Origin of the sequence: Streptomyces parvus, assembly GCF_032121415.1 — a bacterium.
Taxonomy (GTDB): domain Bacteria; phylum Actinomycetota; class Actinomycetes; order Streptomycetales; family Streptomycetaceae; genus Streptomyces; species Streptomyces globisporus_A.
The window spans coordinates 1,073,291-1,096,199 of sequence record NZ_CP135079.1 but is presented as its reverse complement, the minus strand read 5'-3'; the positions used below and the strand labels follow the sequence as shown (position 1 = coordinate 1,096,199).

At 72.3% G+C, this 22,909-nt stretch carries 23 protein-coding genes and 1 tRNA gene; 13 read left to right on the top strand and 11 right to left on the bottom strand.

Annotated features, from left to right (window positions below; genetic code table 11):
- Nucleotides 1-29 precede the first annotated feature (29 nt).
- Both RNL97_RS06005 and RNL97_RS06000 read left to right on the top strand, forming a co-directional pair.
- A complete protein-coding gene (locus RNL97_RS06005; RefSeq protein ID WP_243313599.1) occupies nucleotides 30-1,319 on the top strand; it encodes a glucarate dehydratase family protein in 1,290 nt (429 codons plus the stop codon).
- A gap of 64 nt (nucleotides 1,320-1,383) precedes the next feature.
- Nucleotides 1,384-2,319, top strand: a complete 936-nt coding sequence (locus tag RNL97_RS06000; protein ID WP_030590173.1) for an NADP-dependent oxidoreductase — start codon at nucleotides 1,384-1,386, stop codon at nucleotides 2,317-2,319.
- A 41-nt stretch (nucleotides 2,320-2,360) separates the two neighbouring features.
- On the opposite strand, the gene RNL97_RS05995 is transcribed toward RNL97_RS06000, so the two are convergent.
- The 3 genes from RNL97_RS05995 to RNL97_RS05985 are packed head-to-tail and all read right to left on the bottom strand — an operon-like array spanning nucleotide 2,361 to nucleotide 3,630.
- Nucleotides 2,361-2,672: a DUF202 domain-containing protein gene (locus RNL97_RS05995; RefSeq protein WP_030590170.1), complete on the bottom strand. Its 312-nt coding sequence runs from the start codon at nucleotides 2,670-2,672 to the stop codon at nucleotides 2,361-2,363.
- The gene (locus RNL97_RS05990) at nucleotides 2,669-3,064 is read right to left on the bottom strand and encodes a YidH family protein (protein ID WP_006123424.1); all 396 of its coding nucleotides are present in this window, start codon (nucleotides 3,062-3,064) and stop codon (nucleotides 2,669-2,671) included. The genes RNL97_RS05995 and RNL97_RS05990 overlap by 4 nt, the downstream gene beginning before the upstream one ends.
- A gap of 56 nt (nucleotides 3,065-3,120) precedes the next feature.
- On the bottom strand, nucleotides 3,121-3,630 hold the full coding sequence (locus tag RNL97_RS05985) for an NUDIX domain-containing protein (protein ID WP_243313598.1): 510 nt from the start codon (nucleotides 3,628-3,630) through the stop codon (nucleotides 3,121-3,123).
- A 111-nt stretch (nucleotides 3,631-3,741) separates the two neighbouring features.
- Between RNL97_RS05985 and RNL97_RS05980 the strand changes: the two genes are divergently transcribed.
- Nucleotides 3,742-5,397, top strand: a complete 1,656-nt coding sequence (locus tag RNL97_RS05980; RefSeq protein WP_243313596.1) for an FAD-binding dehydrogenase — start codon at nucleotides 3,742-3,744, stop codon at nucleotides 5,395-5,397.
- A 67-nt stretch (nucleotides 5,398-5,464) separates the two neighbouring features.
- On the opposite strand, the gene RNL97_RS05975 is transcribed toward RNL97_RS05980, so the two are convergent.
- The gene (locus RNL97_RS05975) at nucleotides 5,465-5,890 is read right to left on the bottom strand and encodes an ASCH domain-containing protein (protein ID WP_030590162.1); all 426 of its coding nucleotides are present in this window, start codon (nucleotides 5,888-5,890) and stop codon (nucleotides 5,465-5,467) included.
- Between the two features lie 201 nt (nucleotides 5,891-6,091).
- Between RNL97_RS05975 and RNL97_RS05970 the strand changes: the two genes are divergently transcribed.
- Entirely contained in the window at nucleotides 6,092-7,063 is a 972-nt protein-coding gene (locus tag RNL97_RS05970) for a hypothetical protein (protein WP_313750451.1), read from the top strand.
- Nucleotides 7,064-7,131: 68 nt separating this feature from the next.
- Entirely contained in the window at nucleotides 7,132-8,703 is a 1,572-nt protein-coding gene (locus RNL97_RS05965) for an APC family permease (RefSeq protein ID WP_030590155.1), read from the top strand.
- A 91-nt stretch (nucleotides 8,704-8,794) separates the two neighbouring features.
- On the opposite strand, the gene RNL97_RS05960 is transcribed toward RNL97_RS05965, so the two are convergent.
- Together RNL97_RS05960 and RNL97_RS05955 are read right to left on the bottom strand one after the other, a co-directional pair.
- The gene (locus RNL97_RS05960; RefSeq protein WP_030590151.1) at nucleotides 8,795-10,192 is read right to left on the bottom strand and encodes a GntP family permease; all 1,398 of its coding nucleotides are present in this window, start codon (nucleotides 10,190-10,192) and stop codon (nucleotides 8,795-8,797) included.
- 11 nt (nucleotides 10,193-10,203) lie between these two features.
- Nucleotides 10,204-10,731, bottom strand: coding sequence for a gluconokinase (locus tag RNL97_RS05955; RefSeq protein WP_030590148.1), 528 nt, complete (start codon nucleotides 10,729-10,731; stop codon nucleotides 10,204-10,206).
- A 132-nt stretch (nucleotides 10,732-10,863) separates the two neighbouring features.
- On the opposite strand from RNL97_RS05955, the gene RNL97_RS05950 reads away from it, so the two are divergent.
- From RNL97_RS05950 to RNL97_RS05940, 3 genes are all read left to right on the top strand, one after another.
- Complete coding sequence (locus tag RNL97_RS05950) at nucleotides 10,864-11,565, top strand: FadR/GntR family transcriptional regulator (protein ID WP_030590132.1); 702 nt, start codon at nucleotides 10,864-10,866, stop codon at nucleotides 11,563-11,565.
- Between the two features lie 70 nt (nucleotides 11,566-11,635).
- Entirely contained in the window at nucleotides 11,636-12,721 is a 1,086-nt protein-coding gene (locus tag RNL97_RS05945) for an S-(hydroxymethyl)mycothiol dehydrogenase (RefSeq protein WP_313750450.1), read from the top strand.
- A complete protein-coding gene (locus RNL97_RS05940; protein WP_030590126.1) occupies nucleotides 12,721-13,350 on the top strand; it encodes an MBL fold metallo-hydrolase in 630 nt (209 codons plus the stop codon). Before RNL97_RS05945 ends, RNL97_RS05940 begins: the two co-directional genes overlap by 1 nt.
- 12 nt (nucleotides 13,351-13,362) lie before the next feature.
- Here RNL97_RS05940 and RNL97_RS05935 read toward each other — a convergent pair whose 3' ends face one another.
- Nucleotides 13,363-14,301 carry an RluA family pseudouridine synthase gene (locus RNL97_RS05935; protein WP_313750449.1) on the bottom strand — a complete coding sequence of 313 codons (939 nt, stop codon included), beginning with the start codon at nucleotides 14,299-14,301 and terminating at the stop codon, nucleotides 13,363-13,365.
- Between the two features lie 62 nt (nucleotides 14,302-14,363).
- Nucleotides 14,364-14,451 (bottom strand) — tRNA-Leu (locus RNL97_RS05930).
- 183 nt (nucleotides 14,452-14,634) lie between these two features.
- On the opposite strand from RNL97_RS05930, the gene RNL97_RS05925 reads away from it, so the two are divergent.
- The 3 genes from RNL97_RS05925 (at nucleotide 14,635) to RNL97_RS05915 (ending at nucleotide 17,306) form a co-directional block, all read left to right on the top strand.
- Complete coding sequence (locus tag RNL97_RS05925) at nucleotides 14,635-15,966, top strand: M20/M25/M40 family metallo-hydrolase (protein ID WP_030590119.1); 1,332 nt, start codon at nucleotides 14,635-14,637, stop codon at nucleotides 15,964-15,966.
- Nucleotides 15,967-16,119: 153 nt separating this feature from the next.
- On the top strand, nucleotides 16,120-16,353 hold the full coding sequence (gene chpH / locus RNL97_RS05920; RefSeq protein WP_003970136.1) for a chaplin ChpH: 234 nt from the start codon (nucleotides 16,120-16,122) through the stop codon (nucleotides 16,351-16,353).
- Between the two features lie 140 nt (nucleotides 16,354-16,493).
- Nucleotides 16,494-17,306 carry a chaplin gene (locus RNL97_RS05915; protein ID WP_030590116.1) on the top strand — a complete coding sequence of 271 codons (813 nt, stop codon included), beginning with the start codon at nucleotides 16,494-16,496 and terminating at the stop codon, nucleotides 17,304-17,306.
- Between the two features lie 70 nt (nucleotides 17,307-17,376).
- On the opposite strand, the gene RNL97_RS05910 is transcribed toward RNL97_RS05915, so the two are convergent.
- The gene (locus RNL97_RS05910; protein WP_006123409.1) at nucleotides 17,377-17,565 is read right to left on the bottom strand and encodes a DUF5703 family protein; all 189 of its coding nucleotides are present in this window, start codon (nucleotides 17,563-17,565) and stop codon (nucleotides 17,377-17,379) included.
- A gap of 47 nt (nucleotides 17,566-17,612) precedes the next feature.
- Between RNL97_RS05910 and RNL97_RS05905 the strand changes: the two genes are divergently transcribed.
- Nucleotides 17,613-18,275 (top strand): hypothetical protein, encoded by a 663-nt coding sequence (locus RNL97_RS05905; RefSeq protein WP_243313591.1) that lies wholly within the window; start codon nucleotides 17,613-17,615, stop codon nucleotides 18,273-18,275.
- A gap of 92 nt (nucleotides 18,276-18,367) precedes the next feature.
- Here the strand turns inward: RNL97_RS05905 and RNL97_RS05900 are convergent, their stop codons facing one another.
- On the bottom strand, nucleotides 18,368-20,683 hold the full coding sequence (locus RNL97_RS05900) for a helix-hairpin-helix domain-containing protein (protein WP_313750448.1): 2,316 nt from the start codon (nucleotides 20,681-20,683) through the stop codon (nucleotides 18,368-18,370).
- Nucleotides 20,680-21,663, bottom strand: a complete 984-nt coding sequence (locus RNL97_RS05895) for an aldo/keto reductase (RefSeq protein ID WP_313750447.1) — start codon at nucleotides 21,661-21,663, stop codon at nucleotides 20,680-20,682. The genes RNL97_RS05900 and RNL97_RS05895 overlap by 4 nt, the downstream gene beginning before the upstream one ends.
- A 138-nt stretch (nucleotides 21,664-21,801) precedes the next feature.
- On the opposite strand from RNL97_RS05895, the gene RNL97_RS05890 reads away from it, so the two are divergent.
- Nucleotides 21,802-22,851, top strand: coding sequence for an LLM class F420-dependent oxidoreductase (locus RNL97_RS05890; protein ID WP_030590105.1), 1,050 nt, complete (start codon nucleotides 21,802-21,804; stop codon nucleotides 22,849-22,851).
- Nucleotides 22,852-22,909: the final 58 nt, after the last annotated feature.

Genomic DNA, 22,909 nt, shown 5'->3' with positions numbered 1-22,909 from the left:
TGAAACGTATCCTTGAATACAGTTCACGTATGAATACAGCTCTGGTGATCGAAGACATCCGGCTCACCCCGATCCTCGTGTCCGATCCGCCCCTGCTGAACACGCAGGGCGTCCACCAGCCCTACACCCCGCGCCTGATCGTGGAGGTCGTCACCCGGGACGGAACCACCGGCGTGGGGGAGACGTACGGCGACGGCGCCTACCTGGAGGCCGCACGCTCCCTCGCCGAGGCGCTCCCGGGCCGGGCGGTCACCGATCTGAACGGGTTGTTCGCCCTGGCCGACGAGGTGTGCGACGGATCGCGCGCCGCCGACGACGGGGTCGACGCCGGAGGGCTGCGCGGGGTCAGGAACGCCGGGAAGATCCGGCTCTCGGCCGTCTCCGCCTTCGAGGTCGCCTGCCTGGACGCCCTCGGCAAGGCCCAGGGCCTGCCGGTGCACGCGCTGCTGGGCGGCAGGGTCCGCGACAGCGTCGAGTACAGCGCGTACCTCTTCTACCGCTGGGCCGCCCACCCCGCCTCCGGCGAGCGCGACGACTGGGGTGCGGCGCTCGACCCGGCCGGCGTGGTCGCCCAGGCCCGGCGCTTCGCCGACACCTACGGCTTCGGCTCCTTCAAGCTCAAGGGCGGTGTCTTCGAGCCCGACCGGGAGATCGCCGCGATCCGCGCGCTGGCCGAGGCGTTCCCCGGCCGCCCGCTGCGCCTGGACCCGAACGGCGCATGGTCCGTCCCCACCTCGCTGTACGTCGCCGACCAGCTGAAGGACGTCCTCGAATACCTGGAGGACCCCACCAGCGGAGCCGATGGCATGGCCGCCGTCGCCGCCTCCACCGACGTCCCGCTCGCCACCAACATGTGCGTCACCACCCTGGCCGAGGTCCCCGGGGCGTTCGCCCGCGACGCCGTCCAGATCGTCCTGAGCGACCACCACTACTGGGGCGGACTGCGCCGCACCCGGGAGCTGGCGGCCATCTGCCGCACGTTCGGTGTCGGACTCTCCATGCACTCCAACACCCACCTCGGCGTCAGCCTCGCCGCGATGACCCACGTCGCCGCCACGGTGCCCGACCTCGCGTACGCCTGCGACAGCCACTACCCCTGGCAGACCGAGGACGTCATCGCCGAGCGCCACACCTTCACCGGCGGACGGCTGACGGTCTCCGACGCCCCGGGACTCGGCGTCGAACTGGACCGCGACCGCCTCGCCGCCCTGCACCGCCGCTGGCTGGACGACGACGGTACCCACCGCGAACGCGACGACGCGGCGGCGATGCGCGTCGCCGACCCGGACTGGACGACGCCGGCGGTCCCGCGCTGGTGAGGGCGGGGCCCACGGCCGTACCGCCTGAGTTGCGGCGACCCCCGCCTGCGCGGAAGGTCGAGGGATGAAGGCGATCAGCTACAGCGCGTACGGCTCCGCCGACGTCATGGAGTACGGCGAGCGTCCCGACCCCAAGGTCGGCCCCGACAGCGTCCTGGTGAAGGTGCGGGCAGCCGCCGTCAACCCGGTCGACTGGAAGGCCCGCGAGGGCTACCTCCAAGGCGCCCTCGACGCCGTCTTCCCGGTGATCCCCGGCTGGGACGTCTCCGGGGTCGTCGTGCAACCGGGCGTCGCCGTCGACGAGTTCGCGGTGGGCGACGAGGTCATCGGCTACGTACGCGAGGACTTCCTCTCCCGCGGTACGTTCGCCGAGTACGTCGCCGCCCCCGTGCGCACCCTCGCCCGCAAGCCCCTGAGCCTGAGCTTCGAGGAGTCGGCGGGCCTGCCGCTGGCCGGGCTGACCGCGTACCAGGTGCTGCACCGCACCCTGAAGGTCCGCGAGGGCGACACGGTCCTGGTCCACGCGGCGGCCGGGGGCGTCGGATCGCTCGCCGTCCAGATCGCCCGGCACACCGGCTGCCGGGTCGTCGGCACCGCGAGCCCCCGCAACCACGAGCACCTGCGGAGCCTGGGCGCGGAGCCGGTGGAGTACGGCGAGGGCCTCGTCGAACGGCTGCGGGAACTGGTCCCCGAGGGCTTCGACGCCTCCTTCGACACGGTGGGCGGCGACGCCCTGAAAGCCTCCGCCGAGACCCTCGCCCCGGGCGGCCGGCTCGCCTCCATCGCGGACGACGAGGTCTTCTCCTACGGCGGCCGCTACGCCTTCGTCCGCCCCGACGCGGCGGACCTGGCCCAGGTCGCGGAGCTGGCCGAGCGGGGGATCGTCACCGTCCACGTGGACCGGGTGTTCCCGCTGGAGGAGGCCGCCGATGCGTACCGGCTCAACCAGGAGGGGCGGACCCGGGGCAAGATCGTGGTCACGGTGGACTGGGACGCGTAGGGGACGGGACAGCGCCCCGGGCCGCCACAGCGCCCGGGGCGTCAGAACAGCATCGCCGCCGCGAACACCGCCAGCGCCACCGTGCACAGCGCCGCCGCCAGGGCCCCGCGCGCCGCGAACTGCTCGGGCCGCGCCACTCCCAGCGCGGTCACCCGGCGGTGGGCGACCCTCAGGAACCCCAGCCAGGCCAGCGCGCTCAGCGCCACCGCGACCAGCGCCGCCGGGGCCGCCCCGCTGTGCAGCGCCTGCCGCCCCGCGAGGAGCGCGACCACGGTGGCCGTCAGCGTCGTGCGCCGCCAGGCCAGCCGCGTCCGCTCCGGCTGCAGCCCCGGATCCCGGTCCGCCGCCGTCACACGCCCTCCCAGCCGAAGAGGACCACCACCACCATCGCCACGGCGACGACGGCGACCACCAGACTCAGCAGGGTCGGGAACCGGGACACCGGCAGGTCCTCGCCCCGCCGCATCGCCCGCTCGCACCGCACCCAGTGGTTGACCGCCCGCAGTGCGCAGAGCACCCCGGCGGCCAGCAGCCCGAGCGCGAGCCCGGCCCGGACGCCCCACACCAGCTCCGGCAGGAACTGATCGACGGCGAAACCCCCGCCGATCAGGGCCAGAGCCGTCCGGATCCAGGCGAGGAACGTCCGCTCGTTGGCCAGCGAGAACCGGTAGTCGGGGGTGTCCCCCTCCTCCCGGATCCGCTGCGGCGCGAACCACAGCCGTACACTCTGCGCGATCTTGTTCACACGGGAACCCTAGGGGGTGTCCTGCCGATCAGGCCGTGCGCGCGGCACGGGCCCGGTCAGCCCGCCCGGAGCTTTCGCAGCCGCCGGTGCGCCTCCAGACCGTCGGGCACCCAGGGCCACTCGCCGAGCCGCCGCTCCAGCTCGGCGTCGTCCAGGAACGCGTGCCAGGCGACCTCCTCCACCTGCGGGGAGACCGGCAGCTCGCACCGCACCTGATAGACGGCCGACCACCAGGTGTGCTCACCGTCGGCGTACAGGAACCGGAACAGCGGTTCGGGCCGCGGAAGCCCCGAGACGCCCAGCTCCTCCTCCGCCTCGCGCAGCGCCGCCTCGTCGTACGACTCGCCCGCGCCCACGACCCCGCCGACGAACATGTCGTAACGCGAGGGGAAGACCGGCTTCGTGGCCGTACGCCGGTGGACGAAGGTCCGCCCCTCCGCGTCCCGCACCTCGATGAACACGCAGCGGTGCCGCAACCCCCGCGCGGTCGCCTCGCCGCGCGGTGCCTGCCCGATGACCTCGTCGTTCTCGTCGACGATGTCCAGAATCTCGTCAGAGGGCGTCATGCGTTTCATCCAACAGCACCGGGACGGTTGACGTGGCAGCGACGGGTATCCAAGATCTGACGCACGGGTAACTTGTCTCCCGGCTCGCCCCTCCCCGACAGGATGGAACCCATGGCGTACGACGCTGATGTGATCGTGATCGGGGCAGGACTCGCCGGGCTCGTGGCCACCGCCGAACTGGTCGACGCCGGCCGTTCCGTGATCCTCCTCGACCAGGAGCCCGAGCAGTCCATCGGCGGCCAGGCGCACTGGTCCTTCGGCGGGCTCTTCTTCGTGGACTCGCCCGAACAGCGCCGGCTGCGGATCAAGGACAGCCGGGAACTGGCCCTCCAGGACTGGTTCGGCACCGCGGGCTTCGACCGCGAGGAGGAGGACCGCTGGCCGCGCGAATGGGCCGAGGCGTACGTCGACTTCGCCGCCGGTGAGAAGCGTTCCTGGCTGCACCAGCAGGGGCTGCGGCTCTTCCCGGTCGTCGGCTGGGCGGAACGCGGCGGCTACGACGCGACCGGCCACGGCAACTCCGTCCCCCGCTTCCACATCACCTGGGGCACCGGCCCGGGTGTCGTCGCCCCCTTCGAGCGCCGGGTCCGCGAGGGCGTCGCCAAGGGGCTCGTCCAGCTGCGGTTCCGCCACCGGGTCACCGGCCTCGCCCGCACGGCCGGGGCGCTCGACACGGTCACCGGCGAGATCCTGGAGCCCAGCACCGCCGAACGCGGTACCGCGAGCAGCCGGGAGGCCACCGGCGCCTTCGAGCTGAAGGCCCAGGCGGTGATCGTCACCTCGGGCGGCATCGGCGGCAACCACGACCTGGTCCGCGCCCAGTGGCCCGAGCGGCTCGGCACCCCGCCCGAGAAGATGCTCTCCGGCGTCCCCGCCCATGTCGACGGGCTGATGCTCGGCATCGCCGAGAAGGCGGGCGCGCACCACATCAACAGCGACCGGATGTGGCACTACACCGAGGGCATCGAGAACTGGAACCCGATCTGGGCCAAGCACGGAATCCGGATCCTGCCCGGCCCCTCGTCCCTCTGGCTGGACGCGCGCGGCAAACGGCTGCCGGTCCCGCTCTTCCCCGGTTTCGACACGCTCGGCACCCTGGAACACATCATGGGCTCGGGCCACGGCTACACCTGGTTCGTGCTCAACCAGCGCATCATCGGCAAGGAGTTCGCGCTCTCGGGCTCCGAGCAGAACCCCGACCTGACCGGCAAGTCCGTCCGCGACGTGATCGGCCGGGCCCGCGCGGACGTGCCCGCACCGGTGAAGGCGTTCATGGACCACGGCGCGGACTTCGTCGTGGAGAAGGATCTCGACGCCCTCGTCCGGGGCATGAACGCGGTGACGGGCGACGGCCTGATCGACGCGGCCGATCTGCGCCGCGAGATCACCGCCCGGGACCGCGAGACCGCCAACCCGTTCACCAAGGACCTCCAGGTCACCGCGATCCACGGGGCCCGCGCCTACCTGGGCGACCGCCTGATCCGCACGGTGAAGCCGCACCGGATCCTGGACCCGGCGGCGGGCCCGCTGATCGCCGTCCGCCTCAACATCCTCACCCGCAAGTCTCTGGGCGGCCTGGAGACGGACCTGTCCTCCCGCGTCCTGACCGCCGAGGGCACCCCGCTCCCCGGCCTGTACGCCGCGGGCGAGGCGGCGGGCTTCGGCGGCGGCGGAGTCCACGGCTACCGCTCCCTGGAGGGTACGTTCCTGGGCGGCTGCATCTTCTCGGGCAGGGCGGCAGGCAGGGCAGCGGCACAGGCGCTCTGAGCTCTCCCGGCAGGTTTTCGGCCGCTCCGGCGATGGAGGAGCGGGGTCCGGGGCGGAGCCCCGGCAGTCACCCCAGCCGCTCCACCACCCGAAACCGCTCGGCGACGATCATCGTCCCGTCGTCCACCGTGAACGACGGATCCCCCAACGCCTCCCGCATCTCCTCGCTGTGCCAGAACCGCTCGTGCCCCGCCCGCCACTCCGCCACCGACGTGTACCCCTCACCCTCGTCCAGCGCGTGCTGCAGGTCGACGGCCCCCAGCGGCAGCACCCGTACCTCGGTCACCTCGACCACCGCCACCTCCCGGCCGTCCGAGTCGATCAGCGCGGAGCGTTCGCCCACCGGAGGCAACTCCTCCTGCTCCAGCTCGTACTCGCACAGCAGACCGGTGGTGGACACCTTCTCGCCGGACAGGACCGCCGCCACCAACCGGTCGCGCAACGGCCCGGGAAAGGCGAGAAGGAAGGGGGCGAGGGGTTCACGAGGCTCCATGCACGCAGTGTGTCAGGCGTCACCCCGCCCCGCCCGCCCACCCGCACGCTGGGCCGATACGGTCGACGGTCGACCAGATCCAGCCAACTGGCCGAGGAGACGGAGCAGTTGCCGGAGGGTGCCCCTTGACGTGGGGCATGGCCTGCCGCTTTGCTGTGCGCGATCATCTGCTCGCACACCGCATCGAAAGAAGCCAGCGGCATGCCCCCGCCCCCGCCGCCCCTGGGTCGCTCCCGCCGTCGGGGCAGCCGCTCGGACCACGTCTTCGACCCCGCCCTCGACGACGACGAACTCATCGCCGCACGCGGCCAGTTCGTTCAGGGCAGATGGTCCGAGGCGCGCACCCTGCTGGTGGCCACCGGCAGGGACTGGGACCGCCGCGGGCATCGCGTCCTTGCTCTGGCCGAGACCTCGTCCGCCGAGGACTGGGCCGGTGACTGGCTGCTCGTCGAACCCGAGAGCGCCGACGCGGCTCTCCTCCTCGCCTGCGCCCGGGTCGTGCGCGCGCTGCGGCCCAAGGCCAGGGCGAACGATGCCGTCCGCGCCCGGGAAGCCTGCCTGGCCGCCGCCCGCCTCACCCCCGACGACCCCACCCCGTGGCTCGCGCTGCTCCTCCTGGACCGGGGCCGCGACGACGGCGCGGACGAGACCGGCAGGCTCTTCGAGGAGGTGCGCTCCCGCCACCCCGACCACCACCACGCCCACCATGTGATGACCGCGCTGCTGGCCGAGAGCAATCCCGCGAGCGGCCACGACCCGCTCCACGAGGTGTACGACTTCGCTGCCTGGGCCGCCGAACTGGCCCCCGCCGACTCCCCGCTGGCCGTGCTCCCGGTCGTCGCCCACGCCGAGCGCTACCGCGTCCTGGTCGCCGCCGGCATCGAGCCCGACGACCCGGCGCGCTCCGAGCACTGGTCCGGCCGCCGGGCCCGCCAGGTGATGAAGGCCGCCTTCGACTGGTGGTTGGAGTGGGAGCGCGACGACCACCCGCGCCACCGCCTCGACCTGAACTTCCTGGCCCACGCCAAGGTCTGCGAGGGCCGGCCCGCCGAGGCCGCCGCCCTCTTCCACCGCATCGGCTCCTACGCCACCCCCGCGCCCTGGTCGTACTCCGGCCGGGAACCCCACGCGGCGTTCACGGCCGCGCGCACGTACGCACTCGGCACCCCGTGAAGCACGGAACGCGGCACGAAGGGCACCACCCCACTGCGAGGAACCACGAGAAAGGGACCCATCCCGCCATGCCGACCGGCAGTTCATTTTCCAGCGAGACCGGAACCACCAGGAAGACGGCCGATACCGGCGCGATCAACACCTACAAGGGCGAGGAACGCGCGCTGCGCGCCGACCGGCTCGGCACCCCCGGCCTCCTGCTCTCGGTGGTCGCGGCCAGCGCCCCGCTGATGGTGGTCGCCGGGGTCATGCCCACGGTCTTCGGCGTGATGGGCATCGTCGGCCAGCCGCTGCTCTACATCATCCTGGGCCTCGTCCTGATGCTGTTCAGCGTCGGTTACGCGGAGATGAGCCGGCACGTCCACAACGCCGGGGCGTTCTACGCGTACATCGCCCGGGGGCTCGGCCCGACCGCCGGAGCGGGGGCGTCGCTCGTGGCGCTGGTGGCGTACAGCGCCATGCAGGTCGGCATCTACGGGATCCTCGGCTTCGAGGTCTCCGGCATCTTCGCCACCTACCTCGACATCGAACTGGCGTGGTGGATACCGGCCCTGGTCTCGGCGGCCGTCGTCGGCGTCCTCGGCTGGCTGAAGATCGACCTCAACGCCAAGGTCCTCGGCGTCCTGCTGGTCATCGAGTGCGCCCTCGTCGTGGTCTTCGACATCGCCGCCGTGAGCAAGCCGGGCCCCGAGGGCCTGTCGCTGCACGCCTTCAACCCCGAGACCCTCACCGGCGCAGGGCTCGGCACCGCGCTCTGCTTCTGCATCGCCGCGTTCGTCGGCTTCGAGCAGGCCCCCGTGTACGCGGAGGAGACCAGCCGCCCGCAGATCGTGGTCTCCCGGGTGATGTTCCTCGCAGTGGGCTACGCCGCGCTGTTCCTGGCCATCAGCTCCTGGGCCCTGACGGTGGCCGCCGGACCCGGCTCCATCGCCGACACCTCCCTCAAGGAGGGCCCCGGCATGCTGTTCGGCCTCACCGAGGAGCGGGTCGGCTCCACCTTCACCGACGTGCTGCACATCCTCTTCGTCACCGGGATGTTCGCGGCGCTCCTCAGCTTCCACAACGTCGTGGCCCGCTACGCGTTCGCGATGGGCCGCGAGGGCCTGCTGCCCGCCGGCTTCGGTCGCACCAACCGGGCGAGCGGCGCTCCCGGCACCGGTTCGCTGCTCCAGTCCGCCGTCTCCGTCGTGATCATCGCGGCGTTCGCGTTCACCGACGACAACCCGGTCGGCGACCCCACCGCCCCCGTCCTGCGGCTGTTCACCTGGATGGGCAACGTCGGCGCGCTCGGCGTCATCCTGCTGATGGCCGCCGCCTCCTTCGCCGTCATCGCCTTCTTCGTCAAGCGCGGCGCGGGCCGTGCGCAGGCCCCGCGCCTGGTCGCCTCCGCACTCGCCGGACTCGCGCTCCTGGCGATCGCCGTCTTCACCGTCCGCGACTTCGACGTCCTCGTCGGCTCCGGCCCCGGCTCGGCCCTCAACTGGCTGCTCCCCGGCGTGATCATCCTCGCCCTCGTCGGCGGCCTGGTGTACGGGGCGGTGCTGCGCTCGGTCAAGCCCGAGGTGCACGCCCGGATCGGCCTCGGCAACGAGGCGTTCCAGCTGGAGAAGGCGGCCGAGAGCGAGGCGGTCCGCCGCTGACACCCCCGTACACGCAACGTACGCACGCGCACGCCCGCCCCGGTGGCGTACCCCCGGGGCGGGCGTTTCGCGTACTGCCGTACCAAACCGGCTACAGCAACAGCGACAGCAGCAGGATGAAGGCCAGGGCGACCACGGAGATGATCGTCTCCATCACCGACCAGGTCTTGATCGTCTGGCCGACGTTCATGCCGAAGTACTCCTTCACCAGCCAGAACCCGGCGTCGTTCACATGGCTGAAGAAGAGCGAACCGGCGCCGACGGCCAGCACCAGCAGCGCCGCGTGCGAGGTCGACATGTCGGCGGCGAGCGGGGCGACCAGACCGGCGGCCGAGATCGTCGCGACCGTGGCCGAGCCGGTGGCGAGGCGGATCGCGACGGCTATCAGCCAGCCCAGCAGCAGGGCGGGGATCGACCAGTTCTCGGAGAAGTCCAGGATCATCTGGCCCACCCCGGCGTCGATCAGCGTCTGCTTGAAGCCGCCGCCCGCGCCGACGATGAGCAGGATCCCGGCGATCGGGGCGAGGGACTTCTCCACGGTGCCGGCCAGCCGGTCCTTGGTGAACCCGGCGGCCCGGCCGAGCGTGAACATCCCGACCAGCACGGCCGCGAGCAGGGCGATCAGCGGCGAACCGATGACCATGGTGACCTTCTGGAGACCGTTCTCCGGGTTGTCGACCACGATCTCGACGAGCGCGTTCAGCAGCATCAGGACGACCGGCAGCAGGATCGTCGCCAGGGTGGCGCCGAAGCTCGGACGGCGGTCCAGCTCCTCGGAGGGACGCTGCGGGATCATGTTCTCCGGCGGCTTGATGTCCACCCAGCGCGCGGCGTAACGGGAGAAGACCGGACCGGCGATGATCACCGTCGGGATGGCGACCAGCACACCGAGCGCCAGCGTCACACCGAGGTTGGCGTCCAGGGCGTCGATCGCGACCAGCGGGCCGGGGTGCGGCGGGATCAGCCCGTGCATCACCGAGAGCCCGGCGAGCGCGGGGATGCCGATCCGCATCAGGGAGTAGTTGCCGCGCTTGGCGACGAGCAGCACGACCGGGATCATCAGTACGATCCCGACCTCGAAGAACAGCGGCAGCCCGATGATCGAGGCGATGAGGACCATCGCCCAGGGCATGGCCCGGCCGCCGGCCTTCGCCAGGATGGTGTCGACGACCTGGTCGGCCCCGCCGGAGTCGGCGAGCAGCTTGCCGAGGATCGCGCCGAGCGCGATGAGGACGCCCACGCCCGAGACGGTGGAGCCGAGGCCCGCGGTGAAGCTGAGAATCGTGTCGCCCGGGGCGGCTCCGGCGAAGGAGCCGAGCGCCAGCGAACCGATGGTCAGCGCCAGGAACGCGTGCATCTTGAGCTTGGTGATGAGGAGAACGATGACGGCGATACCCGCCAGGACGGCGATGCCCAACTGAGCGTTGCCTGCCGAGGTGATCGGTTCGGCGGCGTCCGCTGCCAGCATCTCGACGCTGAGACTGGTCACGGTGATGGTCCTTAACTGTCGAGCCGGCGCAGCGCGGCGGCGGCTCGCTGGGTGATTTCCTCGGGGGTGCCGGACACGTCGACACTCACCCCGGCCTCGTCGGCCTGGAGCGGCTGCAACGTCGCGAACTGCGAGTCGAGCAGCGCGGTGGGCATGAAGTGGCCCTTGCGGTCCGCCATCCGCTCCTCGATCAGCGCCCGGTCACCGGTGAGATGCAGGAAAACGGCGTCCGGCGCCCCGTCCCGCAGCCGGTCCCGGTAGACCCGCTTGAGCGCGGAGCTGGAGACGACCCCGCCGAGCCTCGCCCGCCCGTGCGCCCACTCACCGATGGCGTCCAGCCAGGGCCAGCGGTCGTCGTCGTCCAGGGGGGTGCCGGCCGACATCTTGGCGATGTTCGCCGGGGGATGGAAATCGTCGCCCTCGGCGTACGGAACGCCGAGTTGGGCGGCGAGCAGGGGCCCGATCGTGGTCTTGCCGGTTCCTGCTACGCCCATCACCACGACGACGTGGGGGGTGCTTGCGGGGGATGCGGTGTTCATGGGGGTGTCTCGCTGTCTTCTTCGACATCGGTCCGTCGCGCTACTGAAACCTATTAGGTACGACTTATTCAAGAGCCTGTGACGCAAACGTCGTACTTTTTCTTCCCGAGGGCCGCCCCGTAGGCTTGACCCATGACCACACAGAGCCAGGGGCTGCATACACATGTGCTGGACACCCTGGGTCTGGAGATCTCCTCCGGCCAGTGCCCGCCCGGCAGCGTGCTGCGCACCGACGAGCTCGCCCAGCGCTTCGACGTCTCTCGTACGGTGATCCGCGAAGTCGTCCGGGTCCTGGAGTCGATGCACCTGGTCGAGTCCCGCCGCCGCGTCGGCGTGACGGTCCGCCCCACCGAGACGTGGAACGTGTACGACCCCCAGGTCATCCGCTGGCGCCTGGCCGGCGCCGACCGCCCCCGCCAGCTGCGCTCCCTCACCGTGCTGCGCTCCGCGATCGAGCCGGTCGCCGCCTCTCTCGCCGCCCGCAACGCCACCGCCGAACAGTGCGCCGAGCTGACCGAACGCGCCCTCGGCATGGTCGCCACCTCGCGCGGCCAGCAGCTGGAGGGCTACCTCGAACACGACATCGCCTTCCACCGCATCGTCCTCAACGCCTCCGGCAACGAGATGTTCGCCCGCCTCGGGGACGTCGTCGCCGAGGTCCTCGCGGGCCGCACCCACCACCAGGTGATGTTCGAGGACCCCGACCCGGCCGCCGTCACCCTGCACGTCCGCCTCGCCGAAGCGGTCCGCGAGGGCGACCCGGAGGCCGCCGAGCGGATCACCAAGGAGATCGCGGTCGGCGCCCTGCACGAACTGGACGTCCTCGCTCCGTAGCGGGTCTCCCAAGGCGTACGGTGGTCCGCGATCGATCTTCGCGAAGCGCGGGAGCAGGGAGAGCACGGATATGTCACAGCAGGTGCAGGCGGTCATCGCACCGGGCAGGAACGAGCCGGTCAGGGTCGAGACGATCGTGATCCCGGACCCCGGACCCGGCGAGGCCGTCGTGAAGATCCAGGCGTGCGGCGTCTGCCACACCGACCTGCACTACAAGCAGGGCGGCATCAACGACGAGTTCCCCTTCCTCCTCGGCCACGAGGCCGCCGGTGTCGTGGAGTCGGTCGGCGAAGGCGTCACGGACGTCGCCCCCGGCGACTTCGTCATCCTCAACTGGCGTGCCGTGTGCGGCCAGTGCCGTGCCTGTCTGCGCGGCCGCCCCTGGTACTGCTTCGACACCCACAACGCCAAGCAGAAGATGACGCTGCTGGACGGCACGGAGCTGTCGCCCGCCCTGGGCATCGGCGCGTTCGCCGAGAAGACCCTCGTCGCCTCCGGCCAGTGCACCAAGGTCGACCCCGAGGTCGCCCCCGAGGTCGCCGGACTGCTCGGCTGCGGCGTGATGGCGGGCATCGGCGCCGCCATCAACACCGGTCAGGTCGGCCGCGGTGATTCCGTCGCCGTCATCGGCTGCGGCGGCGTCGGCGACGCGGCCATCGCCGGATCCCGGCTGGCCGGCGCGGCGAAGATCATCGCGGTCGACATCGACGACCGCAAGCTGGAGACGGCGAAGAAGATGGGCGCCACCCACACCGTCAACTCCAGCGCCGACGACCCCGTCGAGGCGATCCGCGCCCTCACCGGCGGCAACGGCGCCGATGTCGTCATCGAGGCCGTCGGCCGCCCGGAAACGTACGAACAGGCCTTCTACGCCCGCGACCTCGCCGGAACGGTCGTCCTCGTCGGCGTTCCCACCCCCGACATGAAGCTCGAACTGCCGCTCCTGGACGTCTTCGGCCGCGGCGGCTCCCTCAAGTCCTCCTGGTACGGCGACTGCCTGCCCTCCCGTGACTTCCCCATGCTCGTCGACCTCCACCAGCAGGGCCGCCTCGACCTCGCCGCCTTCGTCACCGAGACCATCGGACTCGGCGACATCGAGCAGGCCTTCGCCCGCATGCACGACGGCGACGTCCTCCGCTCGGTGGTGGTCTTCTGATGACCGCCCGCATCGACCACCTGGTCACCTCCGGCACCTTCGCCCTCGACGGCGGCGAGTGGGACGTCGACAACAACGTCTGGATCGTCGGCGACGACACCGAGGCGATCGTCATCGACGCCGCTCACGACGCCGCCGCCATCGAGGCCGCGCTCGGCGGCCGTACGCTGCGCGCCATCGTCTGCACCCACGCGCACAACGACCACATCGACGCCGCCCCCGCCCTTTCGGCGGCCACCGGCGCCCCGATCCTGCTCCACCCGGACGACCTGCCGCTCTGGCTGCAGACCCACCCGGAGCACACCCCCGACGGCGCCCTCACCGACGGCCAGGAACTCACCGTGGCGGGCACCACGCTCAGGGTCCTGCACACGCCGGGCCACGCCCCCGGCGCGGTCTGCCTGTACGCCCCCGGGCTGGGCACCGTCTTCACCGGCGACACCCTCTTCCAGGGCGGCCCGGGCGCCACCGGCCGGTCCTTCTCGTCGTTCCCCACGATCATCGACTCGATCCGGGACCGGCTGCTCACGCTCCCGGGCGACACCGAGGTCCGCACCGGCCACGGCGACCCCACCACCATCGGCGCGGAGGCCCCGCAGCTCGACGAGTGGATCAAGCGCGGCCACTGAACGCCGCCCGCCTCACCCCTCCGGCCAGGCGGAGAGCCGCAGTGCGCTCGCGAAGCGACGCGGCTCCCCGCCGACCGGATCGGTGAACTCCAGCACCCGCGCCAGCAACTGCAGCGGTTGCGAGAAATCGTCGGCGGCCCCCTCCGCCACCACCACCGGATACAGCGGATCGTGGACGATCGGCAGCCCCAGGGCGTTCATATGGACGCGCAGCTGATGCGTCCGCCCCGTCGCCGGCAGCAGTCGGTACCGCCCGACCCCGCCCCGGTGCTCCACCAGCTCAACCCGGCTCTCACTGTTCGCCTCGCCCGGCTCCTCCCGGGCGGCGAGCACCCCGCGTTCCTTCACGATCCGGCTGCGTACGGTCCGGGGAAGGGCCACACCGGGGTCGTACGGTGCAAGCGCCTCGTACTCCTTCTTCACCCGCCGGTCCCGGAACAGCGTCTGGTACGCCCCCCGGTCCTCCGGCCGCACCACGAACAGCACCAGCCCCGCCGTCAGCCGGTCCAGCCGGTGCGCGGGCTGGAGGGCGGGCAGCTCCAGCTCCCGCCGCAGCCGGGCCACCGCGGTCTGGGTGATGTGCCGCCCCCGGGGCGTCGTCGCCAGGAAGTGCGGCTTGTCCGCGACCACGATCCGCTCGTCCCGGTACACCACCCCGACCGGGAAGGGCACCGGCTCCTCGGGCGCGAAGTCCCGGTGGAACCAGAGACACCGCCCGGCGGCGTACGGCTGCGAGCCCCGCACGGCGACCCCGTCGGCCCCCACGAACCGCCCGGCATCCAGCATCGCGGCCACCCGGTCCGCCCCGACCGCCCCGCCGAACCGGGCGACCAGATGCTCCCCGACGGTGGCCCAGAGCCCTTCGGGGTCCTCCGGAAGCCGCACCCGTACGGCATCGATCCCGTCCCGCTGGGGAAGAGGGGCGACGGGCGGCTTCCTGCGACCCCGCATCCTCGCCCCTCTCCCTGATCGCCCGGTGACGCAAAAGAGCCCCACCGAAGTGGGGCTCCTGCTGGTGTCCGAGGGGGGACTTGAACCCCCACGCCCGATAAAGGGCACTAGCACCTCAAGCTAGCGCGTCTGCCATTCCGCCACCCGGACAAGGTGTCTGTCTCGCGGGCCGTGCCCGTTCCGACGTGGAAAACCATAGCAAACATTCAGGGGTGCTCGATCACGCCCCGATGGCTGTGAACGGTGCGTGACGGGGGGTGTGCGGCCTTGGGCGTACGCCGTGGGCGCGGGAGGATGAGAAGGAGCACCACAGCGACAGTGGAAGGAACCAGCGTGAGCGAGAGCAGCACGGGCAAGGCCGGCACGGGCAGGGCCGAGCAGGAGGTCGTCGGCCTCTGTCGTGACCTGATCCGGATCGACACCAGCAACTACGGCGACCACTCGGGCCCCGGCGAGCGGCTCGCCGCCGAGTACGTCGCGGAGAAGCTCGCGGAGGTCGGCCTGGAGCCGCAGATCTTCGAGTCGCACAAGGGGCGCGCCTCCACCGTCGCCCGGATCGAGGGCGAGGACCCCTCCCGCCCGGCGCTCCTCATCCACGGGCACACCGACGTCGTCCCGGCCAACGCGGCGGACTGGACGCACGACCCGTTCTCCGGGGAGATCGCGGACGGCTGCGTCTGGGGCCGGGGCGCGGTCGACATGAAGGACATGGACGCGATGACCCTCGCGGTCGTCCGCGAGCGGATGCGCAGCGGCCGCAAGCCCCCGCGCGACATCGTGCTCGCCTTCCTCGCGGACGAGGAGGCGGGCGGCACGTACGGGGCCCGCTATCTCGTGGACAACCACCCGGGGCTCTTCGAGGGCGTCACCGAGGCGATCAGCGAGGTCGGCGGTTTCTCCTTCACCGTCAACGAGAACCTGCGGCTGTATCTGGTGGAGACCGCCCAGAAGGGCATGCACTGGATGAAGCTGACCGTGGACGGCACCGCCGGACACGGCTCGATGATCCACAAGGACAACGCCATCACCGAGCTGTCCGAGGCGGTCGGGCGGCTGGGCCGGCACAAGTTCCCGGTGCGGGTCACCAAGACGCTGAGGCACTTCCTGGACGAGCTCTCCGACGCGCTGGGCACCGAGCTGGACCCGGAGAACATGGACGAGACGCTCGCCAAGCTCGGCGGCATCGCCAAACTCATCGGCGCCTCCCTCCAGAACACCGCCAATCCCACCCAGCTCGGCGCGGGCTACAAGGTCAACGTCATCCCGGGCCAGGCGACCGCCCATGTCGACGGCCGGTACCTGCCGGGGTACGAGGAGGAGTTCCTCGCCGACCTGGACCGGATCCTCGGCCCCAACGTCCGGCGCGAGGACGTGCACGCGGACAAGGCCCTGGAGACGACGTTCGACGGGGCCCTGGTCGACGCCATGCAGACCGCGCTGGTCGCCGAGGACCCGATCGCCCGGGCCGTGCCGTACATGCTCTCGGCCGGCACCGACGCCAAGTCCTTCGACGACCTGGGCATCCGGGGCTTCGGCTTCGCCCCCCTGAAGCTGCCGCCGGAGCTGGACTTCGCCGGGATGTTCCACGGCGTCGACGAACGGGTCCCGGTCGACGGGCTCCAGTTCGGCGTGCGGGTGCTCGACCGGTTCATCGACCACTCCTGACCGGCCCTTGACCGATTCGCCGCCGATTCGGCCACCTGTGCGGACATGTCCGAACGGGTGAAACGAGCCGTTCACACGTAGCCCCGCGAATTCCTCCTCGTTACAAGGTTTGCGGTCCGCGGCTGGGACCGCGTTTTCCAACTAGGAGGAATCATGATCAAGAAGGTCGTCGCAGTTGCGGCTGCCACCGGTGGCCTCGTTCTCGCGGGTGCGGGCATGGCTTCCGCCGACGCGGGTGCCCAGGGTGCGGCCATCGGCAGCCCCGGCGTGCTCTCCGGCAACGTCGTCCAGGTTCCGGTCCACGTGCCGATCAACGTGTGCGGCAACACGGTCTCCGTGATCGGTCTGCTGAACCCCGCCTTCGGCAACACCTGCGTCAACGCCTGATCGTTGAACGTCAACCCGTAAGGGTTTGAGCTCGACCGGTCCCGGAGTGCACTCCATGCACTCCGGGACCGTTCGGCATTCGGCTCCCGCACGGTCATGTCCGGGGGTTTTTCGGAAGCCAGAAGGCAGGAAACGAACCTATGCGACAGGTCACTCGTAAAGGCCTGATCACCATGGCGGCTGCGGGCGGAGTGCTCGCGCTGAGCGGTGGATACGCCCACGCCGACTCCGGAGCGGCGAGCACCGCCTCCGGCTCGCCGGGCGTGCTGTCCGGCAACTCGGTCCAGGTCCCGATCGACATCCCGGTCAACGTCTGCGGAAACTCCGTCAGCGTCGGCGGACTGCTCAACCCCGCCAGCGGAAACGACTGCGGAAACGGATCAGCAGGATCCGACCGGTCCGCGCAGTCCGACCGATCCGCCTCCGACGGGTCCGGCGGCGCCCAGAACCGCTCGGTCCCCGGCGGCTCCGGGAACGGCGCCCAGGCCGGCGACACCACGGCCTCGGACCGCACCTCCGAGCCCGGCACGGGCCGTCACCGGGCCCCGGGCGGCGGCGCCACCGCCGAAGGAATCGCCCAGGGCTCGCCCGGCATCCTCTCCGGCAACTCGATCCAGGCGCCGATCGACATTCCCGTGAACCTCTGCGGGAACAGCGTCACCATCGGCGGACTGCTCAACCCCGTCTTCGGCAACAGCTGCTCCAACGACGCCGAGGTTCCGCCCCCGCCGCCCGAGGAGCCGGAGAAGCCCCCGGTCACGCCCGAGAAGCCGGTCGACCCGCCGGTCAACCAGCCGCCCGAGCCGAACGCCCCCGAGCCCCGGAACGTTCCCCGCGAGCAGCTCGCACAGACCGGTGGTGACGGGCTCGAACTGCTCATCCCGGCCGGCGCCGGACTGCTGTTCGCCGGCGCCGGATCGGTGCTCTACCGCCGCTCGCGCAGCGCCGCCTGATCCGAGCGCGCACAGCACGGCACGACGCACGAAAGAGGGCGGGCCCCGCCACCGCGGGGCCCGCTCCCTGTCACCAGGTCGCCCGCAGCTGACGGATGATCCGTCGGCGCAGCCGCACTCTGCGGCTGCCGTCCCTGCGGAGCGTCAGGCGGTCCAGCTCCCAGTGTCCGTACTCGGCGTGGTCGGTCAGGAGTCGGGCCGCATCCTTGCGGGAGACCCCGCGCGGCACGTACACGTCGATGAATTCGTATTCCGGCATCGCATCTATTGTGCGGGCAGAGCCCCGCTACGGATAGCGTCTGCACTATGTCTGATGCTGCGCAGCCCACCGCTGCCGAGGTACGTGCCGCCGCCGAAGCGGTCAAAGCCGCGATCGACCGTCACCTCGACGCGGTCGAACGCCGTACCGGGGACGACGACCCCGCCGTCTACGACGCGTTCAACGCCCTGGCGGCTGCCGCCGAGGTATACGACGAACTCCTCTACGACCGCTACGACGAAGTCACCCCCTTCGAGATTCCCGGCGCGGACGATTCCCTCCCTCCCTACGCCGGTCCCGCGGAGCCCAGCGCGCTCAGTGTCCTGATCCGGCGCGACTACCTGGTCGCGGAGCCCGAGCGCCTCCTCGCCCAGGCCCAGCGCCTCGCCGACGTCGACCCGGGGCCGGGCGCCGAGGAGACGACCCCGGTGGTCGGCACCAGCGTCCACGCCGCGCTCGGCGTCCTCTTCGGCGAGTACGAGCCGGACGAGATCGCCTCGCGGCACAAGGAGTTCGGTCTGGAGGAGGGCGACTCCACCCTCTGGGTCTCGGCCGGGGAGACGGCGCCGGAGCCGGGGGAGTGGCTCGGCGCCCCCTTCGAGGACGCCGACCCCGAACTGGTGGTCTGCCGCTTCGACGTCAGCGCGGTCTTCGACGAGGAGGAGGAGCCGGACGACGACTTCGCCGGACCGGCGGTGGGCGGCGCCTGACCGGAGCCTGTTCCCGCACCGGACGCGACGGTGGGCCCCGGCGCGCATCGCGCCGGGGCCCACCGCTGTCCGGTCCGGGTCGGCCCGGCCGCTCAGGAAGCCGCGTCGGGCGTCGGAAGCGCCTCCAGGAGCGAGCGCAGCCGGGTCGTCCGCTCCTGGGCCGGGACCTGCGCCACCGCGTGGGGGAGCGCCTGGTCCACCCCGTGCACCACCGACAGATGCCGCTCGCCCCGGCCGAACGCCGTGTACACCCACGGCCGGCTCAGCCCCTGCGCCGCGTCGCCCGGCAGCACGACCACCGCGGCGGGCCAGCGCATCCCGGCCGCCTGATGGGCGCTGAGGGCCCAGCCGTGCCGCACCGACGACTCCACCCCCTCCTGCGGTACGACGACGGGGACACCCCCGCAGTCCAGGTGCAGCCCCTCGGCGTCGGCCGAGCGCACCACCCCGGGCACGGCACGGCCGGGCGCGGGCACATGGACCACCCGGTCGCCCGGGTCGAAACCGCCGAACCGGCCGGGGCCCGGGTTGAGCCGCTGCTTCAGCGCCTCGTTGAGCACCCTGGTCCCGGCGGCCCCGCCATGGCCCACCGTGATCACCTGGGTCTCGTCGGCGGGGATGGAGAACGCCCGGGGCACCGAGTCGGCGACCAGCTGCACGGTGCGGTGGACGGCCTCGCCCGCGTCACGGACGGGGACGATCACCACCTCCTTGCCCGGGGCGTCGACCTGGTTCAGCTCGCCGATGCCGATGCCGGAGACCAGCTCGCCGATCGGTCCGGGGTCCGGGGTGCGGGAGACGACCTGAGGGCAGGTGCGGGCGGCCAGCACATCGGCGAACACCCGCCCGGCGCCCGCCGAGCCCAGCACGCCCGGGTCCCCGCTCAGCACCAGCCGGGCGCCGTCGGCCAGCGCCTCGACCAGGACCGCCGCGCTCTCCACGTCCAGCTGCGGGGCGTCCAGCACGACCAGCAGGTCCAGGGCGAGCGCCCCCTCCTCGTCCCGGCCGGGGCCCTGGGCGCCGGACAGCAGCCCCGCCAGAGTGACCGCCGTGTCCGGATCTCCGGTGGCCGCCGCGAGCCGCCGCCGCCCGTCCTCGCTGTGGGTCGCGCCGAAGGCCCGCAGCCCCAGGCCCCGCGCCGCGGCGATCAGCGCGGCGGGCTCGGCCCGCGCCGCCTCACCGCCGCTGTGCGCGACCAGTCCGGCGGCGGCCGTCGTACGGATCAGCTCGGCGGCCGACGGGCTCGGGGCGGCGGCAGCGGCCTCCGCCCAGTCGGCGGCCTTCTCGCAGGTGTTGACCAGCCGGGCCAGTCCGTCGGCGAGACTCTCCTCGGCCAGGGCGTAGCGGTCGAGGCCCAGCAGGATGCGGACCGGCTCCCGGGGCGCATCGGCGCCCTCTGCGAGGCTTTCCTCATCCGTTTCGCCCGCGTCCGCCTCGACTCCGTCCGGCTCCTCGTCCTCCCCCTCCCGGAAGAGCAGGGCGACGCCTTCCTCGACGGCCTCGCGCACCGCCGCGTCCGGGTCGCTCACCGCACGCTCGGCGAGCGCCGCCCGGACGGCTTGGGCGTCCAGGGCCGTGTGGCCCTGGAGGGCGGCGCGCTCCAGCACCCAGCCGACCAGGGCCGTCGTCCGGCGGCCGTCGTCCGGGCCGCAGTCGGCGCCGAGCAAGGCCCGGGCGAAGCCGTCGGCCTGTTCCGGCCGCACACCGGGCACGGCCAGCAGCTGCCAGGGGTCGGTGCGCAGCAGCTCGGCCGCCTGCTCGCCCAGCGCGCCGACGGCCGGGCGGGCCAGCGCTTCGGGGGCCCCGCCCTCCACGAGCACCGCGCGCACCGCGTCCAGGGCTTCCGGGGATGCGGCCTGCGGGGCGGGGGCGGCCTGGGACGCGGGGGTCCGGGGCGGCTGGGCGGCGGCCGGGGCGGGGCGCCGGGGCGCCTGCGTCGGGGCGGGAGACCCGAAGAACGCGGAGCCCGCCTTCTCACCGCTCTCCACGGCCCGGACGGCCGCGAGCAGATCGGCGGCCGTGCCGCTCAGACCCGCACCGGCGGCGACGGGCGCGGCCTTCGCGGCCTTGCGCTGCTCGATGCGCTCCCGCAGCTCGCGCTGGGCGACCAGCTCGGCCTGCGCCTCCGAGAGCTCGGGGGCGGTGGAGGCGTCGGCGGTCCCGGCCCCGGTGCTCGCGGAGTCGGCCGGCGACGCTTCGGCGGCCCCGGCCCCGGCTTCGGTGCTCTCGAGGCCGGCTGCCTCAGTCCCGCCCCCCTCGCTCGGGGAGCCGGCGGCCTCGCCCCCCTCGCTCGCGGGGTCGGCGTCCGCCGCGGGCTCCTGGGCCCCGGCCTCGTCCGGCGGGGACACGTCGTCCTGCGGGGTGTCCGTGCCGCCGGTGCCGGGGGTCTCCCCGGGAAGCGCAGTCACAGCGTGCTCCAGTCCTGGTCGGGATAGCGGTGCACGGGCGCCGACACATCGTCGAGCGCCTGGCAGATCTCGTAGGGAAGACTAAGCGCCTCCACTGACAAAGCCTCCGTGAGCTGCCCGGCGTTGCGCGCACCGAGGATCGGCGCGGCCACCCCGGGCCGGTCCCGGACCCAGGCGAGCGCCACCCGCAGCGGGCTCGTCGCCAGGCCGTCCGCCGCCGTCGCCACCGCGTCCACGACCCGGGCCGCCGCGTCGTCGAGATACGGCTCGACGAACGGGGCGAGCCGCTCGGACGCGCCCCGCGAGTCGGACGGGGTGCCCTGGCGGTACTTGCCGGTGAGCACGCCGCGCCCCAGCGGCGAGGACGGCAGCAGCCCGACCCCGAGGTCCAGCGCGGCGGGCAGCACCTCGCGCTCGATGCCCCGCTGGAGCAGCGAGTACTCCATCTGCGTACTGGCCAGCCGGGTACGCACCCCGGGCGCGGCGAGCTGCCAGGTGGCCGCCTTCGCCAGCTGCCAGCCGCAGAAGTTCGACACGCCCGCGTACCGCACACGGCCCGAGGAGACGGCGAGGTCCACCGCCTGGAGGGTCTCCTCCAGCGGGGTCGCCGGGTCGAAGACGTGGACCTGCCACAGATCCACGTAGTCCGTCCCGAGCCGCTCCAGGGACGCGTCCAGGGCGGCCAGCAGATGCCCGCGCGAGCCGTTGACGCGGCGATAGGGGTCCGGGACGTTTCCGGCCTTCGTGGCGATGACCAGATCCTCGCGGGGAACCAGGCTGCCGACGAGCCGCCCGAGCAGATACTCGGCCTCGCCGCCCCCGTACACGTCGGCCGTGTCCACCAGGGTGCCGCCCGCGTCCCAGAAGGCCTTCAGCTGGTCGGCGGCGTCGTGCTCGTCCGTGTCCCGGCCCCAGGTGAGGGTGCCGAGCCCGATCCGGGACACGCGAAGGCCGGTGCGGCCGAGATGCCTCTGCTCCATGGGCGCTGAGATTACTGGCCAGGACCCCACGGGGTGCAGCCCTGTGGACAACCGGAGGTCCGCCGGGTCTGCCGGATGGCCGTCGGCCGCGCTAGAGTCCGGAGCAAGGGACGTTACTGATCAGTAAGGAGAGCGGCTATGCGGCTCGGCATCAATCTCGGTTACTGGGGCGCCGGCATGGACGGCGACAACCTCGCCGTCGCGCAGGAGGCCGACCGGCTCGGCTACGACGTCTGCTGGGCGGCCGAGGCGTACGGCTCCGATGCCCCGACCGTGCTGACCTGGGTCGCGGCACAGACCGAGTCGATCGACGTCGGCTCCGCCATCATGCAGATCCCGGCCCGGCAGCCCACCATGACGGCGATGACCGCCGCCACCCTCGACTCGCTCTCCGGCGGCCGTTTCCGGCTCGGCCTCGGCGTCTCGGGCCCGCAGGTCTCCGAGGGCTGGTACGGCGTGAAGTTCGACAAGCCGCTGGCCCGCACCCGCGAGTACGTGGAGATCGTCCGCAAGGCGATGACCCGGGAGCGCGTGTCGTACGAGGGCGCGCACTGGACGCTGCCGCTCCCCGGCGGACCGGGCAAGCCGATCAAGCTCACCGTGCACCCCCAGCGCGAGCACATCCCGCTCTACATCGCCGCGATCGGCCCCAAGAACCTGGAGCAGACCGGTGAGATCGCCGACGGCGCCCTGCTGATCTTCCCCTCCGCCGAGCACCTGGAGGAGACCGCGGTCCAGCCGCTGCGCGCGGGCCGCGAGAAGGCCGGCAAGACCATGGACGGCTTCGACGTCAGCCCGACGCTCCCGCTGGCCGTGGGCGACGACGTCAACGGCCTCGCCGACATGTTCCGCCCGTACACCGCCCTGTACGTCGGCGGGATGGGCAGCCGGAAGCAGAACTTCTACAACCAGCTCGCCCAGCGCATGGGGTACGAGAAGGAGGCCGCCGAGATCCAGGACAAGTACCTGGACGGGGACAAGGCCGGGGCCGCCGCCGCCGTACCGCACCAGCTGATCGACCAGACCGCACTGCTCGGCCCCGTCGAGCGGATCGCCGACCGCATGCAGGCCTACGCCGCCGCCGGGGTCACCACACTCAACCTCGCCCCGGCCGGTTTCACCCTGGAGGAGCGGCTCACCGCCCTGCGCGCCGGCACGGACGCCCTGGAGCGCTCCGGCCTCGCCTGAGCCTCCGGGATCTCCGGGAGCAGCACTACGGCCGTGGTGGGGGCTCGGGGGTCTTCCC

Excerpts from the sequence above, each read along its gene's own strand:
- RNL97_RS05895 (WP_313750447.1), bottom strand. The coding sequence starts at position 21,663 with ATGGAGCAGAGGCATCTCGGCCGCACCGGCCTTCGCGTGTCCCGGATC.
- RNL97_RS05975 (WP_030590162.1), bottom strand. The coding sequence starts at position 5,890 with ATGGAGCCTCGTGAACCCCTCGCCCCCTTCCTTCTCGCCTTTCCCGGG.
- RNL97_RS05910 (WP_006123409.1), bottom strand. The coding sequence starts at position 17,565 with ATGCCGGAATACGAATTCATCGACGTGTACGTGCCGCGCGGGGTCTCC.
- RNL97_RS05980 (WP_243313596.1), top strand. The coding sequence starts at position 3,742 with ATGGCGTACGACGCTGATGTGATCGTGATCGGGGCAGGACTCGCCGGG.
- chpH (WP_003970136.1), top strand. The coding sequence starts at position 16,120 with ATGATCAAGAAGGTCGTCGCAGTTGCGGCTGCCACCGGTGGCCTCGTT.
- RNL97_RS06000 (WP_030590173.1), top strand. The coding sequence starts at position 1,384 with ATGAAGGCGATCAGCTACAGCGCGTACGGCTCCGCCGACGTCATGGAG.
- RNL97_RS05890 (WP_030590105.1), top strand. The coding sequence starts at position 21,802 with ATGCGGCTCGGCATCAATCTCGGTTACTGGGGCGCCGGCATGGACGGC.
- RNL97_RS05965 (WP_030590155.1), top strand. The coding sequence starts at position 7,132 with ATGCCGACCGGCAGTTCATTTTCCAGCGAGACCGGAACCACCAGGAAG.
- RNL97_RS05955 (WP_030590148.1), bottom strand. The coding sequence starts at position 10,731 with ATGAACACCGCATCCCCCGCAAGCACCCCCCACGTCGTCGTGGTGATG.
- RNL97_RS05935 (WP_313750449.1), bottom strand. The coding sequence starts at position 14,301 with ATGCGGGGTCGCAGGAAGCCGCCCGTCGCCCCTCTTCCCCAGCGGGAC.
- RNL97_RS05905 (WP_243313591.1), top strand. The coding sequence starts at position 17,613 with ATGTCTGATGCTGCGCAGCCCACCGCTGCCGAGGTACGTGCCGCCGCC.
- RNL97_RS05940 (WP_030590126.1), top strand. The coding sequence starts at position 12,721 with ATGACCGCCCGCATCGACCACCTGGTCACCTCCGGCACCTTCGCCCTC.
- RNL97_RS05985 (WP_243313598.1), bottom strand. The coding sequence starts at position 3,630 with ATGACGCCCTCTGACGAGATTCTGGACATCGTCGACGAGAACGACGAG.
- RNL97_RS05915 (WP_030590116.1), top strand. The coding sequence starts at position 16,494 with ATGCGACAGGTCACTCGTAAAGGCCTGATCACCATGGCGGCTGCGGGC.
- RNL97_RS06005 (WP_243313599.1), top strand. The coding sequence starts at position 30 with ATGAATACAGCTCTGGTGATCGAAGACATCCGGCTCACCCCGATCCTC.
- RNL97_RS05945 (WP_313750450.1), top strand. The coding sequence starts at position 11,636 with ATGTCACAGCAGGTGCAGGCGGTCATCGCACCGGGCAGGAACGAGCCG.
- RNL97_RS05970 (WP_313750451.1), top strand. The coding sequence starts at position 6,092 with ATGCCCCCGCCCCCGCCGCCCCTGGGTCGCTCCCGCCGTCGGGGCAGC.
- RNL97_RS05950 (WP_030590132.1), top strand. The coding sequence starts at position 10,864 with ATGACCACACAGAGCCAGGGGCTGCATACACATGTGCTGGACACCCTG.